The sequence below is a fragment of the Kordia sp. E genome (genome assembly GCF_056033805.1).
This window is the reverse complement of record NZ_JBRASR010000002.1, coordinates 1,700,026-1,715,461: the sequence shown is the minus strand read 5'-3', so window position 1 is coordinate 1,715,461 and position 15,436 is coordinate 1,700,026. Positions and strand designations below refer to the sequence as shown.

Annotated in this window: 10 protein-coding genes; 1 reads left to right on the top strand and 9 read right to left on the bottom strand. The window is 36.0% G+C overall.

The features are described 5' to 3' along the window. Window positions 1-419 precede the first annotated feature (419 nt). From ACUUYC_RS10670 to ACUUYC_RS10635, 8 genes are read right to left on the bottom strand one after another with little or no spacing between them, the layout of a single operon-like run. Window positions 420-2,219, bottom strand: a complete 1,800-nt coding sequence (locus ACUUYC_RS10670; RefSeq protein ID WP_474265794.1) for a cytochrome c oxidase subunit I — start codon at window positions 2,217-2,219, stop codon at window positions 420-422. A 40-nt stretch (window positions 2,220-2,259) separates the two neighbouring features. Then, window positions 2,260-3,321, bottom strand: coding sequence for a cytochrome c oxidase subunit II (locus tag ACUUYC_RS10665; protein ID WP_474265793.1), 1,062 nt, complete (start codon window positions 3,319-3,321; stop codon window positions 2,260-2,262). Between the two features lie 26 nt (window positions 3,322-3,347). Beyond that, complete coding sequence (locus tag ACUUYC_RS10660) at window positions 3,348-4,784, bottom strand: quinol:cytochrome C oxidoreductase (protein WP_474265791.1); 1,437 nt, start codon at window positions 4,782-4,784, stop codon at window positions 3,348-3,350. A 28-nt stretch (window positions 4,785-4,812) separates the two neighbouring features. Beyond that, on the bottom strand, window positions 4,813-5,385 hold the full coding sequence (locus ACUUYC_RS10655; protein ID WP_474265790.1) for a c-type cytochrome: 573 nt from the start codon (window positions 5,383-5,385) through the stop codon (window positions 4,813-4,815). A gap of 4 nt (window positions 5,386-5,389) precedes the next feature. Further along, window positions 5,390-5,920, bottom strand: a complete 531-nt coding sequence (locus tag ACUUYC_RS10650) for a DUF3341 domain-containing protein (RefSeq protein ID WP_474265789.1) — start codon at window positions 5,918-5,920, stop codon at window positions 5,390-5,392. Beyond that, window positions 5,913-7,304, bottom strand: coding sequence for an NrfD/PsrC family molybdoenzyme membrane anchor subunit (gene nrfD / locus ACUUYC_RS10645; protein ID WP_474265788.1), 1,392 nt, complete (start codon window positions 7,302-7,304; stop codon window positions 5,913-5,915). The genes ACUUYC_RS10650 and nrfD overlap by 8 nt, the downstream gene beginning before the upstream one ends. Window positions 7,305-7,338: 34 nt before the next feature. Further along, window positions 7,339-10,503, bottom strand: a complete 3,165-nt coding sequence (locus ACUUYC_RS10640; RefSeq protein ID WP_474265787.1) for a TAT-variant-translocated molybdopterin oxidoreductase — start codon at window positions 10,501-10,503, stop codon at window positions 7,339-7,341. Between the two features lie 33 nt (window positions 10,504-10,536). Next, window positions 10,537-11,826: a cytochrome c3 family protein gene (locus tag ACUUYC_RS10635; RefSeq protein ID WP_474265786.1), complete on the bottom strand. Its 1,290-nt coding sequence runs from the start codon at window positions 11,824-11,826 to the stop codon at window positions 10,537-10,539. Window positions 11,827-12,039: 213 nt separating this feature from the next. Between ACUUYC_RS10635 and ACUUYC_RS10630 the strand changes: the two genes are divergently transcribed. Then, window positions 12,040-12,438: an SPOR domain-containing protein gene (locus ACUUYC_RS10630; protein WP_474265785.1), complete on the top strand. Its 399-nt coding sequence runs from the start codon at window positions 12,040-12,042 to the stop codon at window positions 12,436-12,438. A 75-nt stretch (window positions 12,439-12,513) separates the two neighbouring features. On the opposite strand, the gene infB is transcribed toward ACUUYC_RS10630, so the two are convergent. Beyond that, on the bottom strand, window positions 12,514-15,387 hold the full coding sequence (gene infB, locus ACUUYC_RS10625) for a translation initiation factor IF-2 (RefSeq protein WP_474265784.1): 2,874 nt from the start codon (window positions 15,385-15,387) through the stop codon (window positions 12,514-12,516). Between the last annotated feature and the right edge of the window lie 49 nt (window positions 15,388-15,436).

Here is a 15,436-nt window from a genome sequence, read left to right as displayed (position 1 = left end):
TTTTGTTATTCTATTACCTAGTTATATCTCGATATTTATAAAAACACGGATGTAAGATTTTTATATTACACGTAATAGTAATATTATTACATTAATTATAACCAAAAATTATTTAATTATGTTAAAAAACATTTTACAGTTAAAAGGTGCAAAATCTTTATCGAAGAAAGCACAAGGGGAAATTAATGGCGGTATGTTTCCGTTTTTATGTGACGTTTTTTGCCCACGAGGATGCCATTGTATAAATGCTTATAATGACTACTGTGTATTCAGTAGTGGCATAAAGCAAGGACAGTATTGCGTATCATTATAATATAATGACAAAAAAAAGAGTCGTTTAAAATTTAAACGACTCTTTTTAAATATATAATTTATTTCTTGTATTTCATTTTCATGAGATTTCCATTTTTATGGAAATGTTAGTGATGCAATTCTTCTTCACCATCTTTCATTGGAACATTTTGAGGAACGAAATCATCATCATGACCTGGCTTACTGTAATCATATGCCCAACGGTGTACATGAGGAATTTCTCCTGGCCAGTTTCCGTGCATATGCTCTACAGGTGCTGTCCATTCTAATGTATTTGATCTCCAAGGGTTTTGTGGTGCTTTCTTTCCAAAGAACATACTTCCGAAGAAGTTGTATAAGAATACTAATTGGAACGCTCCACCAACAATTGCAAACAATGTAATTATTACGTTTACGTTTGCTAAATCATCAAATAATGGAAATTCAGAGTTTGTATAATAACGTCTTGGTAAACCTGCCATTCCGATAAAGTGCATTGGGAAAAATACTCCATACGCACAAATAGCTGTTACCCAGAAGTGAACATATCCTAAGTTTTTGTTCATCATTCTTCCGAACATTTTTGGGAACCAATGATATACACCTGCAAACATTCCGTATAGTGCAGAGATACCCATTACTAAGTGGAAATGCGCTACTACAAAGTATGTATCATGTACGTTGATATCTAATGTACTGTCTCCTAAAATAATACCTGTTAATCCTCCAGTGATGAATGTAGATACTAATCCGATAGAGAATAGCATTGCAGGATTTAACTGTAAGTTACCTTTCCAGAGTGTTGTGATATAGTTAAATGCTTTTACCGCTGATGGTATTGCAATTAATAATGTTGTAAATGTAAATACAGATCCTAGGAATGGATTCATTCCTGAGATAAACATATGGTGTCCCCAAACAATTGTTGATAGGAAAGCAATTGCTAAGATAGAAGCTACCATGGCTCGATATCCAAAAATCGGTTTTCGCGAGTTTGTTGCAATAACTTCTGAAGTTATACCTAATGCTGGAAGTAGTACAATGTATACTTCAGGATGCCCTAAGAACCAAAATAAGTGTTCAAATAGTACTGGCGATCCACCTTGATAATGTAATACTTCTCCTTGTATAAATATGTCTGATAGATAGAACGATGTTCCAAAACTTCTATCAAATATTAGTAGTAATGCTGCTGAAAGTAAAACTGGGAATGAAACTACACCAATAATTGCAGTTACAAAGAATGCCCAGATTGTTAATGGTAATCTTGTCATAGACATTCCTTTTGTTCTAAGGTTGATTACCGTTACGATATAGTTTAATGAACCTAGTAATGAGGAAGCAATGAATATTGCCATCGATACTAGCCATAGTGTCATTCCTAATCCTGATCCTGGTATTGATTCTGGCAAGGCACTTAATGGAGGATAGATTGTCCATCCTGCTGATGCCGCTCCACCTTCAACAAATAAAGATAATACCATGATTACACTTGAGATAAAGAATAACCAGTATGATACCATGTTTAAGAATCCTGAAGCCATATCTCGTGCTCCAATTTGCAATGGAATAAGTAAGTTACTAAATGTACCACTTAAACCTGCCGTTAGTACAAAGAATACCATTATGGTACCGTGAATTGTAACTAAGGCTAAATATTTATCTGCACTTAATACACCACCTGGTGCCCAGTTTCCTAAAAATATCTCAAAGATTGTAAATGATTCTTTAGGCCATGCAATTTGCATACGGAAAAATATAGACATCATGATCCCGATAACTCCCATGATAGTACCTGTAATTAGATACTGCTTGGCAATCATTTTGTGATCTTGACTAAATATATATTTAGTCATGAATGTCTCTTTATGATGATGTCCGTGATCGTCGTGTCCGTGATCTTCTGCGTGTACTGCTGTTGCTGACATATCTATATATTATATCTTTTAATTATTTCTTTTTTAATCTTTATTTTCCGAAAGTAGCTTGTTCTGCGATCCACTTATCGTAGTCTTCTTGACTTTCTACGATTACTTTCATTTGCATGTTGTAGTGAGATTCACCACAAATTTTGTTACATAATAAAAGGAAATCGAATTCGTATGCTTCTAATGCATCTTCACCTTCAGCTAATAGCTTTTCGCTTTTGGCTGCTCTGATGTCATTGATACGTCTTACTTTGTTTGTAATTTTTGGTGTATCACGCATTTCCTCTGTCGTCATTGTTGGCTTCATAGCAAATTCTGTAATCATACCAGGAACACAGTTCATTTGCATTCTAAAGTGTGGCATGTAAGCAGAGTGTAATACATCTTGCGAACGCATTTTGAATACTACTTTTCTGTTTACAGGCAAGTGTAATTCTTGTACGATAACATCATCTTGTGCATATGGATCTTCTGTATCTAATCCTAAGATGTTTGCTGCAGGACCTAAATCGATTAAACGAACATTTGCCTTTCCTAATACGTTATCTTCTCCAGCGTAACGTGCTTTCCAGTTAAACTGTTGTGCATATAATTCCACTACAATTGGATCATCATCCATGTTTACATCCATGATTTCGTTCCATGTAAATAATCCATAAAGAATTAAACCTGCTAATGTAATTACTGGAATGATTGTCCAAATAAATTCTAGTTTGTCATTATCAGCATAGTACAATGCTTTTCTTCCTTCTTTACCTCTGTATTTGAAAGCGAAGTAGTGTAATAATGCTTGTGTAAGTGTTTGCACAAAAAAGATCAATACCATAGATATGATCATTAATGTATCAACAGTAGTTCCGTGTTCAGTTGCGGCATTTCCAATTAGTGGCAAATCACCCCATTTTACGAAACATACTATTGTGATAATATATATGAACATCAAGAATCCCATCATAAGGTATCCATTGATATTGTTATCCTTGTCGTTAGCTACCTGAGAATTATCTACTTTTGCTTGAGATAAGTCAAAAATCTTCGTCAGTTGCCAAATTGCGATTGCAATGAGGATAATTACTATAAACGTTAGTAAACCAGTAGTCATCTTATTTTATACTGTTTTGAGATTAATTAATAATGAAATTGTTTACTTTCTTCAATAAACGGATTTCGTTTCGCCAATAATGGTGCTTTTGTCAGTGTCGTAAATACTACGAATATGAATAATCCTAGGAAGAATAATACTCCTCCTATTTCAGGCATTCCTAATGACCAGTGTGTACCAACCGTAGCCGGCATTACCATATTGAATACATCTATGTAATGACCAAATAAGATCACAACACCCGCAATTACTATAATCCAATTAAGTCTCTTATAATCACTGTTCATTAAGATCAATAATGGGAATATTAAGTTCAATGCAATCATTCCAAAGAATGGTAAGTTATAGTCTTCAATACGTGTAATGAAGTATGTTACTTCTTCTGGAATGTTTGAATACCAGATTAACATGAATTGAGAGAACCATAAGTATGTCCAGAAAATACTGATACCGAACATGAATTTTGCTAAATCGTGTAAGTGGCTATCGTTTACATATGGTAATAACCCTTTTGATTTAAGATATATTGTTACTAAAGCAATTACTGTGATTCCAGATACAAACATACTTGCGAATACGTACCATCCGAATAGTGTACTAAACCAGTGGTGATCGAAAGACATGATCCAATCCCAAGACATCATTGATTCTGAGATTAAGAATAATACTAAGAATACTGCAGCTAATCTGAAGTTTTTCTTAAAGTTACTATTGTCATTAGATTCGTCTTGACGTAATGACAACTTTCTTGATATTGTGCGATATGCAATCCAGATTGAACTATAAATTACAGCTCGAACAATGAATCCTGTTGGATTTAACCAACCTTTTTTACCATATGTTAGTTTATCAAAATGATCTATGTCAGTAGGATCAATTAATTTTGGATCCATCCAATGGAACAAATGATTTAAGTGTAAGCTTGGTAAACAAAGTATTAACAAAATAATGATACTAATTGTACCAGGAATGATATATGCTGTGATTCCTTCCATTACTCTAAAAAGTACTGGCGACCATCCTGCTTGTGCTGCACGTTGTATTGCATAGAACGCTAATACTCCTAATGATATCATCATAAAGAAGAACGCTGCTATATATATTGCTGCCCAAGGCTTGTTTTGTAATTGAGTTAATTTGTGCTCATCATGCTTTGCTGAATCGTGGTGACCAGCTTCCGCTCCATGATTTCCTTCAGAAGCATGTGTAGCATCGTGAGATGTTTCACCGTGATTATCTTCTGCTGTAGCATGAGCATCAGTTTTGTGATCGTCATGATGTGCTGTTTTACCATCGTCATGACTTGCTTCTTCTCCATGTCCACCATGACCATGAGCAGCTTCGTGAGCTTTCATTTCCTCTACTGTACTTGGCGTAGAAGCAAAACTCCATGCTACCAAAATAGCTCCAAGAACCATGGAAATTATTGCGAAAAGTCTTAATCTATTTGAAAACGTATACATTGTATATAATTCTGTTTCTTTATTGATCTTATTTTAAATCTGCTTTCAATTTTAATACATATTGAACAACTTGCCAGCGTTCTTTTGTATTTAATTGACTTGCGTGTGATCCCATGTTGTTTTTACCATACATAATTACATGGTAAATACTTCCTTCTGTAATTGCCCTAGCTGGCTCATTATATTTAGGAATTCCCAAGAATTTTTCACGCTTTGCTAAAGTCCCTTGTCCGTCTCCTTTATTTCCATGACAAACAGCACAGTAGATTCCGTACAACTCTTTACCTTCTGCAAGGTTTTCTTCAGTCAATTCTAATGAAGTTCTCAATTCAGCTTTTGCAGCTTCATATCCTTCATTTGTATTATCATACTCATAAGGCAACCAACCTCTTTTGATACTTCCTTCTGCTGGAAGTTGTGCTTCCATTTTCCCTTCAAATCCTCCGTAAGGAACTCCATCAACTTCTTGATAAGCTTCGTATCCTACAGGCTCATACATATTTGGAAAATATTGGTAGTTTGGCTGTGATTTATTAAAGCACGAAGTCATTAGCAATGCTGCTCCAAAAACGACTCCTATTTTTATAAGGTTCTTTATCATCTTATTAATGCTTTTTTTCAGTGACTTTAATTTCTGTAGCACCTGTTGCTTCCAACAATGCTGTTAATTCATCTTCATTCCCTCCATGAACTGCTACTTCCATTAAGAAGTGATCATCAGTTGTTCGTGGATCAGGATTTTCAGCTTCTTTAAATGGCCATAATCTACTTCTCATGTAAAATGTGATTACCATTAAATGCGCTGCGAAAAATACTGTCATTTCAAACATAATTGGCACGAATGCTGGCATGTTTTCTATGAAACTAAAACTTGGCTTACCACCAATGTTTTGTGGCCAATCAACAATCATAATATAATACATCATTGTTGATGCTACAGCTAATCCAACAATTCCATACATAAATGCTGTAATTGCAAGTCGCGTAGGCTCAAGTCCCATTGCTTTGTCTAGTCCGTGTACAGGAAATGGTGTGTACACTTCTTCGATATGATGATTTTCTTGACGTACTTTTTTCACTGCTGACATTAGTACATCATCATCGGTATACATTGCTTGTATTACTTTACTACTCATTGTTACCGTCTCTTAGTTTTTTATATTTTTCTCCTGATGATTTTAAGATTGATTTTACTTCTGCCTGTGCAATCACAGGGAATGTTCTTGAATATAGTAAGAACAATACAAAGAAGAATCCAATCGTACCTATAAATATTCCTATATCTACAAACGTTGGTGAAAACATTGTCCATGATGATGGAAGGTAATCTCTGTGTAATGATGTTACGATAATTACGAAACGCTCAAACCACATTCCAATGTTTACGACAATAGAAATTATAAAAGAGAATACAATACTTGTTCTCAGTTTTTTAGACCACATAAATTGTGGAGAAAATACATTACATGTCATCATTGCCCAATATGCCCACCAGTAAGGACCAGTTGCTCTGTTTAAGAATGCATATTGTTCGTATTCAACTCCTGAATACCATGCGATGAATAATTCTGTGATGTATGCACAACCAACTATAGAACCCGTAATCATAATTACAATGTTCATTAATTCGATGTGTTGTACTGTAATATAGTCTTCCATATTACATACTTTTCTCATAATAATCAATAGCGTATTTACCATTGCAAATCCTGAGAAAATCGCTCCTGCCACAAAGTATGGAGGAAAGATTGTTGTATGCCATCCTGGTATCACTGACGTTGCGAAGTCAAACGATACAATTGTATGTACTGAAAGTACTAATGGTGTTGCTAAACCTGCTAACACTAATGATACTTCTTCAAAACGTTGCCAATCTTTTGCACGTCCACTCCAACCAAAACTTACTAAGCTGTATATTTTCTTTTGGAAAGGCTTTACAGCTCGATCTCTAATCATTGCAAAATCTGGCAATAAACCTGTCCACCAGAATACTAATGATACAGATAAATACGTAGAGATTGCAAATACATCCCAAAGTAATGGTGAGTTAAAGTTTACCCATAGTGATCCAAATTGGTTTGGAATTGGTAATACCCAATATGCCAACCAAGGACGTCCCATGTGTATGATAGGAAATAATCCTGCTTGTACTACTGAGAAAATGGTCATTGCTTCCGCAGAACGGTTAATTGCCATTCTCCATTTTTGACGGAAAAGTAATAGTACTGCAGAAATTAATGTTCCTGCGTGACCAATACCAACCCACCAAACGAAGTTTGTGATATCCCAGGCCCAACCAACTGTTTTGTTTAGACCCCAAACTCCAATACCAGTAGATATTGTATAAATAATACATCCAATTCCCCAAAGGAATGCTACTAATGCAATAGAGAATACTATCCACCATTGCTTGTTGGCTTTTCCTTCTACAGGAGCAACAATATCAAGAGTTACATCGTGATATGATTTGTCTCCGGTTACTAAGGGTTTTCTTATAGGTGCTTCGTAGTGCGACGCCATAATCCGTTTATAATTGTTTCTTATTAATTCTTTTTTATGCTTCCTTTATGTTTCTAACCTTCACGTGATACTGTACGTTTGGTTTAGTTCCTACGTGCTCTAGTAAATGATACATACGATCATCTTCATAAGTCTTAGCAACTGCACTCTCTTTATCATTGATATCTCCGAATGCCATAGCGCCTGAACTACATGCTGCTGAACAAGCTGTTTGGAATTCTCCATCTTTGATTTGGCGTCCTTCACGTTTTGCATCAAGGATTGTTTTTTGCGTCATTTGAATACACATAGAACATTTTTCCATAACTCCACGAGAACGAACTACAACATCTGGGTTTAATACCATACGACCTAAATCGTCATTCATATGATAATCAAACTCATCATTCTTATTGTATAAGAACCAGTTAAATCTACGTACTTTATATGGACAGTTGTTTGCACAGTAACGAGTTCCTACACAACGGTTATATGCCATATGGTTTTGACCTTGTCTACCGTGCGATGTTGCCGCAACTGGACAAACCGTCTCACATGGAGCGTGGTTACAGTGCTGACACATTACAGGTTGGAATGCTACTTGTGGGTTTTCAGATGGATCTTCTAATTCTAAGAACCCTCCTAATGAACCATTGTCTCCAAATAATCCACTAAAGTTTTCTTTTTTATCATCATCTTCTGCAAAAGTCTCTTGAGAAGAGTAATATCTATCAATACGCAACCAGTGCATATCTCTACTTCTTCTTACTTCAGATTTACCTACAACTGGCACATTGTTTTCAGCGTGACATGCTATTACACATGCTCCGCATCCTGTACAAGCGTTTAAGTCAATTGATAGATTGAAGTGATGTCCGATAGAACGATCAAATTCATCCCATAAATCAGCATCTTCCGATGTAGCTGCGATCATTTCATGATCTTTAGACACGTGTGGCATGATATTCCATCCGTGTTTCTTATCTGCTTTATCGTAAGTATTGAATATCTCTAAAGTAGTTTCTTTTACAATGTCACCTCTACCCATTAAGGTATTGTGTAACTGTACACATGCAAATTCGTGCATTCCTGCAGAAGCAGCAACCGTTACGTTTTGCGCTGTACTAAAGTTGTTATAGAAATTATATGCATTCACTCCTGTTTGCATATCTTCTTTAATTCCTGCTTTTTTACCGTAACCTAATGCTAAACCAACCGTACCAATCGCTTGACCTGGCTGTATGATTACTGGCACTTCTAGATCAACTCCATTTACAGTAACTTTCGCATAACTACCGTTTAAACCACCGTTAGCAACATTTTCGTTTACCAACTCTAGTCTAGCAGCATCCGCTTTAGATACAGTTAAATAGTTATCCCAAGAAGCTCTTGTGATTGGATCAGGGAATTCTTGCAACCAAGGGTTATTTGCTTGCTGTCCGTCTCCCATTCCTGTTTTAGCATATAATGTCAACTCTAATCCTGAAGCAGCTTTTGTACCAGCTAATTTTCTAGCTTGTGCAGAAGCATCTGTACTTTGTGAAGCAACTTCTTCTGTTCCTTCAACTTCATTTTCTTCAATTGCAGCAGTAGCTTCATCAGCTAAACTTACAGTCGCAGTTGTTTTGAATACACCATCATGTACAGCTTTGTTCCAAGAAGTTCCTCCTAGAATGTCAGTTGACCATGTTTCTTTAACGTATTCGTAATATGCTTTTTCATTTCCAGTCCATTTTAATAAAGCATCTTGAAATTGTCTTGTATCAAATAATGGACGAATTGTAGGTTGCATTACACTGTAATGTCCTTTTTTCATTTCTGCATCTCCCCAAGATTCTAAGTAATGTGGAGTTGAAGCAATGTATTTTGTATGTAGTGCTGTTTCGTCTTCTTTCATTGTAAACGACACAGCTAATTCTAGTTTTTGTAAGCTTTCACCAAACTCTTTTCCGTTGGCTAATGTGTATACTGGATTTACTCCAGCCATGATAATTCCGCCAATAGCTCCGTTTTTAGCATCAGCAACTAACTTCGCAACCGCTTTGTCATTACCTTGTCTTATTTTACGAGGCGCTTCTTTATCAAATACTTCACTATTGATATACTCATTGATTGCCAAGACTAAACCTTGCGCATCTGCATCATTGATTCCAGATACAACAACAGCTTTTGTTTTCGCTTGTTTTATTTGACCAACAGCTTTTGCAATAGCATCTTCTGCTTTGTCAGAAAGCTTTCTTCCTGAAACACTGTTTCCAGTAACACCTGCATAAATTTTAGCTAACGCTACTTTTTGATCAGATGGAGATAATGGCACACGCTTATCAGCATTTGCACCAGACAATGTCATGTTTGATTCAAACTGAATGTGTCTTGACATTTTTGCATGACCACTTGTTCCGTGAGGAATTCTTCCTTTAGCATATCCGTCATCGTATCCACCACCTTGCCAGTCTCCTAAGATATCAGCTCCAATAGATACAATTACTTCTGCTTTAGAGAAATCGTAATCAGCCAAACCTCTTTCACCATATTTAACTTCGAAAGCATCAAGTGCAGTAGATTCAGATATTGCATCATATGTTACATGACGCACATTTGGATATTTAGCTATGAATTCTCCAACCAACTTAGATGTTGATGGACTCGCAAAAGTTTGTGTCAATAATACAACTGGTTTTCCAGCAGCATTTAAACTTGTTAACTTTTGACCTACTTCCGCATCTAATTGATCCCAAGAAGCGTCTTCACCAGCAATTTTTGGCTGCTTCACCCTCATGCTATCATATAAAGATAGTACAGATGCTTGAATTCTTGCATTAGCACTTCCTTTAACAGCAGCTTCTTTGTTGTTTTCAACTTTGATTGGACGACCTTCTCTTGTTTTAATTAAGATACTTGCAAAATCGTATCCATCTGCAATTGTTGTTGCATAGTAGTCTGCAACACCTGGAATAATAGTTTCCGGCTGCACTACATAAGGAATAGATTTAATTACTGGTCCTTCACAAGCTGCCAATGTAGCGGCAGCTGTACTAAAACCAACATATTTAAGAAAGTCTCTACGAGAAGTTGAAGAAGACTCTAACGTCTCTTTATCCCCTAAGAATTCATCTACAGGAACTTCTTCTACAAACTCATTCTGTCTAAGCGTCTCAACAATGGAGCTATTCTCATTTAACTCCTCAACACTTTTCCAGTATTTCTTGTTTGATGCCATATTATATATATAAAATTAGCTTCTTAATTAATATTAATAGTGACATTTTCCACATTCTAACGCTCCCATTTGAGACGCTTTGAATGATTCAACACCATATTTTTCTTTTAACTGCTCGTGAATCTTTTCGTAATAAGCATTTCCTTTTAGATTCACATCTGTATCTCTGTGACAGTTGATACACCAACCCATTGTTAATGGCGCATGTTGCTCAACTATTTCCATTGCTTCTATTTCCCCATGACATTTCTGACAATCTACACCTGCTACTTCTACGTGCTGCGAGTGATTGAAGTATACAAAATCTGGAAGATTGTGAACACGAACCCATTTTACTGGTTTCGGCTCATTCACATATGCTTGTTTTGCTGGATCCCATCCTGTTGCTTCATATATTTTTAAGATTTCTTTATCGTAGAAGTCTTTTGAATATTTAGCAGAAGTTTCACCGTTGTATTCACCGATATTCATGTGACAGTTCATACAGATATTTAATGATGGAATTCCTGAATGCTTACTTACTCTTGCTGAAGAGTGACAGTACTTACATTCTATTTTATTGTCTCCTGCGTGAATTTTGTGCGAGAAGTGAATTGGCTGAATTGGCTGATACCCTTGATCAACTCCAACTTGCATTAGGTATCCATATGCAAAGTATGCAGATGCTAACAAGAATAAGATTGTTGTTACGATTACCAAGAACTGGTTTTGAGCAAATGCTTTCCAAATTGGCGTTCCTTTTGTTTCTTCTTCAAGATTCAACGTTCCGTTTGCTACAGCAAACTTACGAAGCGTCTTGTTTACTAAGAATAATCCTAAAGCTAGTAAACCGAATAATACGATTAATGCCCAAAGCACCATTTGATTTGAGAAACCAGGCTCAACTACTTTTGGCCCATCTTGAACCTTTTTATCAACAACTGACGGCTCTGAAGCTGTATACGCAAGAATGTTATCAATGTCTGCATTTGAAAATTGTGGAAAAGCAGTCATTGCTTTCTTTCCATTTGCTTCATACGTCTTTACTGCATATGCATCTCCAGACTTAATCATTGCGTTGCTGTTCTTAATCCAGCTGTACAACCATTCTCTATCCAAACCTTCTTCTTCTGACAAGCGCGCCTCAATATTCCTTAAGTAAGGACCTGTTGAAGCTTTGTCTAATTTGTGACAAGCAGCACAATTTGCATTAAACAAACTTTTACCAGCTTTAACAGCGGCAGCCTCATCTTGTGCAAAGAGAGAAGTTGAAAATGCCAGCATTAGCGCTAGCGCGATTCCTAAAATTCTTGAAATTGAATTACGGTGATTCACCTTTTTCATATTTTAAAGTCTTCTTAATTTGGCATGGTTTTTTCTAAGTTTATTATGAACTTAGCTGTTCATGCATTTTCCAAATTTGAGCAAAAATACAAATAGCGTTTAATTTGAGAAATGTTAGAGAACTCTTAATTTGTAATTTATAGTAATTCTAAATAATATTTCTTTGCTAAAGTTCGTTGGTATATTTTACATTTGCACTAAATTGTATTCATTATGAGATTTTTAACAATAAAAAAGACAACTTTTATCGCACTGGGCGCGTTTTTTTACACAGGAATTGCCAGTGCACAACAAGGAGAAATTAACATCTCTCAGGATCAGAAAATAGATAAATTACTTACATATAAGACAGAAATCAATCAAGAAGCTGACAACGAGAACCGTTTTCGAATTCAAATCTTTAACGGAAATCGCAAATATGCAGAAAGAGCAAAGTCAAAATTTCGATCTAAGTATAGTGACATTAATGCAGATTTAAAGTTTGAAACTCCAAATTATAAAGTTTGGATTGGCAAATTTAGAACTCGATTAGAAGCTGACCGCATGTTAGCAGAAGTACAAAAAACATTTCCTAATGCTTTTGTTTTTTTTCCTCCTAAGAAGAAGAAATAATTACAGCTAAGAAAAGTTTAAAGCATAAAAAAAGGATCGCAAATTGCGATCCTTTTTTTATATGTATAAATTGATTTATTTCAATTTCTTCTTCACTTCTACTTCTCGGAAAGATTCTACAATATCACCTTCCTTGATGTCATTATAGTTCTTAATTTGCAACCCACAATCGTATCCTTTACTTACTTCCTTAACATCGTCTTTAAAACGTTTTAACGAAGCTAATTCTCCTGTAAAGACCACAACTCCATCACGAATTAATCGAATACCAGAGTTTCTATAGATTTTACCATCAGTTACCATACAACCAGCAATTGTTCCGATTTTAGATATCTTGAATGTTTCTCTAATTTCAGCATTACCAGTAATTTCTTCTTTCATTTCAGGAGACAACAGCCCTTCCATTGCATCTTTCACATCGTTGATAGCATCATAGATGATTGAGTATGTACGGATATCGATTTCTTCTTTATCAGCAACCATTCTTGCATTTCCTGCAGGTCGCACATTAAATCCGATAATGATCGCATCAGAAGCACTTGCTAATAACACATCACTTTCTGTAATTGCTCCAACTCCTTTGTGAATAATTTTCACTTCAATCTCTTCCGTAGATAATTTTTGGAATGAATCCGTTAATGCTTCTACAGAACCATCCACATCTCCTTTAAGAATAATATTTAATTCTTGGAAGTCTCCAATTTTTATTCTTCGTCCAATGTCTGTTAATGTTGTTCTTCTTTGCGTTCTTACAGATTGCTCTCTTAGTAATTGTGTACGTTTTGCTGCAATTTGTTTTGCATCTTTTTCGTCTACAAATACATTGAATTTATCACCTGCTTGTGGCGCTCCATCTAAACCAAGAATAGAAACTGGCGTTGAAGGATTTGCAATGTTCACTTTTTTACCACGCTCATCAAACATGGCTTTTATTTTACCACTATGCTTTCCAGCAAGTAAGTAATCACCAATTTTTAATGTTCCGTTTTGTACAAGAATTGTTGACACATATCCACGACCTTTATCAAGGAATGCTTCTACAACAGTTCCTAAGGCACTTTTATCTGGATTTGCTTGTAATTCTAGTAATTCCGCTTCAAGCAATACTTTTTCTAGTAATTCATCAACTCCTAGTCCAGTTTTTGCAGAGATATCGTGCGATTGAATTTTTCCCCCCCAATCTTCTACAAGAAGGTTCATTGCCGCTAATTTCTCTTTAATTTTTTCTGGATTTGCTGTTGGTCTATCAATTTTGTTAATCGCAAATATGATAGGAACTCCAGCAGCTTGTGCGTGACTAATTGCTTCTTTTGTTTGAGGCATTACATCATCATCCGCCGCAATTACAATAATTGCAATATCCGTTACTTGTGCACCACGAGCACGCATCGCCGTAAAGGCTTCGTGACCTGGTGTATCTAAGAATGTAATTCTTTGTCCACTTTCTAAGGTAACTCCGTATGCACCGATGTGCTGCGTAATTCCTCCTGATTCACCTGCAATTACATTTTCTTTACGAATATGATCTAGTAACGACGTTTTACCGTGATCTACGTGACCCATTACCGTTACAATTGGTGCTCTTGGAGATAAATCTTCAGGCGCATCTTCTTCTTCTTGTATTGCTTCTTCAATATCAGCCGCAACGAAGTCTACACTAAATCCGAATTCTTCTGCTACTATTGATAATGTGTCTGCATCTAAACGCTGGTTCATGGTTACCATGATTCCAAGCATCATACATTTAGAGATGATTTCGTTAATTCCAACATCCATCATTGTAGCAAGTTCACCAACAGTTACAAATTCTGTTGCTTTTAATACTTTGCTTTCTGCTGCTTGTTGCTCTAACGTTTCCTCGTTTTTCTGTCTTCGAACGTCACGCTTATCTTTACGATATTTTGCTCCTCTGGATTTATTACTTTTCCCTTGCAGCTTTTCAAGCGTTTCACGTACTTGTTTTTGTACTTCTTCTTCCGTAGGCTCAACTTTAACTACAGGAGCTTTACGAACTGGTCCACGACGGTTTCCACCTCTATTTCCTCCACGGTTTCCACCGCGATTGTTATTGTTTCCGCCTGAACGGTTATTATTGTTTCCACCTGGACCTGATTTAGAAATACGCTTACGCTTCTTTCTTTTATCAGCTTCAGATTCTTTTTTGTTATCGTCTTTTTTCTTTTTCGCCTTATTAAACTGAGTCAAGTCAATTTTTTGACCTGTCATTTTAGGCCCCGAAAGTTTTTGATACTTTGTAGTAATCACTTTCTTTTCAGGTGTAGCGGCTTCTTCAGTTTTAGCAGCTTCCTCAGTTTTAGCAGGAGTTTCGGCAGGCTTTTCCGTCACTTTTGCTTTTGATTCCACTTTTGGCTTTGGCACATTTTTAACCTGAACAGGTTTTTGAACATGCACTTTCTTTTCAGCTCTTATAACAGGAGTTTCTTTCTTAGGAGCTTCCTTTTTTGGGGCTTCTTTTTTAACTTCTGCTTTTGGCTGTTCTGGCTGCTTAGGCTGTGCTTGAACTTCTTTTACAGGAGTAGCTTTTGGCGCTTCTTCAACTTTTTTCTGTACCGATTCCGATTTGTCTTTTTGAGGGTTTAGATCTATTTTTCCAATCGTTTTTGGCCCAGAAAGGTTTGCTTTTGCACGCACCACTTCTTCTCGCTCTGCTTTTCTACGTTGCGCTTCTTCTTGCTCTTTTACAAGTTGCTCTCTCAACGCTTCTTTCTCCTTCCTTTTCTCTTCTCCTAATTCTTTAGATGCTACTTTTTTGCTCTTGTCGGTTTGAAAACCATCAAGCAGTACATTGTATATCTCTTGCGATATTTTTGTGGTAGGTCTTTTTTCCACAGAATGTCCATTCTGCGACAAGAAATCCACAGCTCTATCGATTGAAATATTCAATTCGCGTAGCACTTTACTTAGCCTTATTTTGTTCTGTTCAGCCATAAGCTATTTTAAATTTTTACCCTCTTTTAAATAAAAAAATTGCTTTTCC

Bases quoted from the DNA above. Each gene is read 5' to 3' on its own strand.
- ACUUYC_RS10670 (WP_474265794.1), bottom strand. From the start codon at position 2,219: ATGTCAGCAACAGCAGTACACGCAGAAGATCACGGACACGACGATCAC.
- ACUUYC_RS10665 (WP_474265793.1), bottom strand. From the start codon at position 3,321: ATGACTACTGGTTTACTAACGTTTATAGTAATTATCCTCATTGCAATC.
- ACUUYC_RS10660 (WP_474265791.1), bottom strand. From the start codon at position 4,784: ATGTATACGTTTTCAAATAGATTAAGACTTTTCGCAATAATTTCCATG.
- ACUUYC_RS10655 (WP_474265790.1), bottom strand. From the start codon at position 5,385: ATGATAAAGAACCTTATAAAAATAGGAGTCGTTTTTGGAGCAGCATTG.
- ACUUYC_RS10650 (WP_474265789.1), bottom strand. From the start codon at position 5,920: ATGAGTAGTAAAGTAATACAAGCAATGTATACCGATGATGATGTACTA.
- nrfD (WP_474265788.1), bottom strand. From the start codon at position 7,304: ATGGCGTCGCACTACGAAGCACCTATAAGAAAACCCTTAGTAACCGGA.
- ACUUYC_RS10640 (WP_474265787.1), bottom strand. From the start codon at position 10,503: ATGGCATCAAACAAGAAATACTGGAAAAGTGTTGAGGAGTTAAATGAG.
- ACUUYC_RS10635 (WP_474265786.1), bottom strand. From the start codon at position 11,826: ATGAAAAAGGTGAATCACCGTAATTCAATTTCAAGAATTTTAGGAATC.
- ACUUYC_RS10630 (WP_474265785.1), top strand. From the start codon at position 12,040: ATGAGATTTTTAACAATAAAAAAGACAACTTTTATCGCACTGGGCGCG.
- infB (WP_474265784.1), bottom strand. From the start codon at position 15,387: ATGGCTGAACAGAACAAAATAAGGCTAAGTAAAGTGCTACGCGAATTG.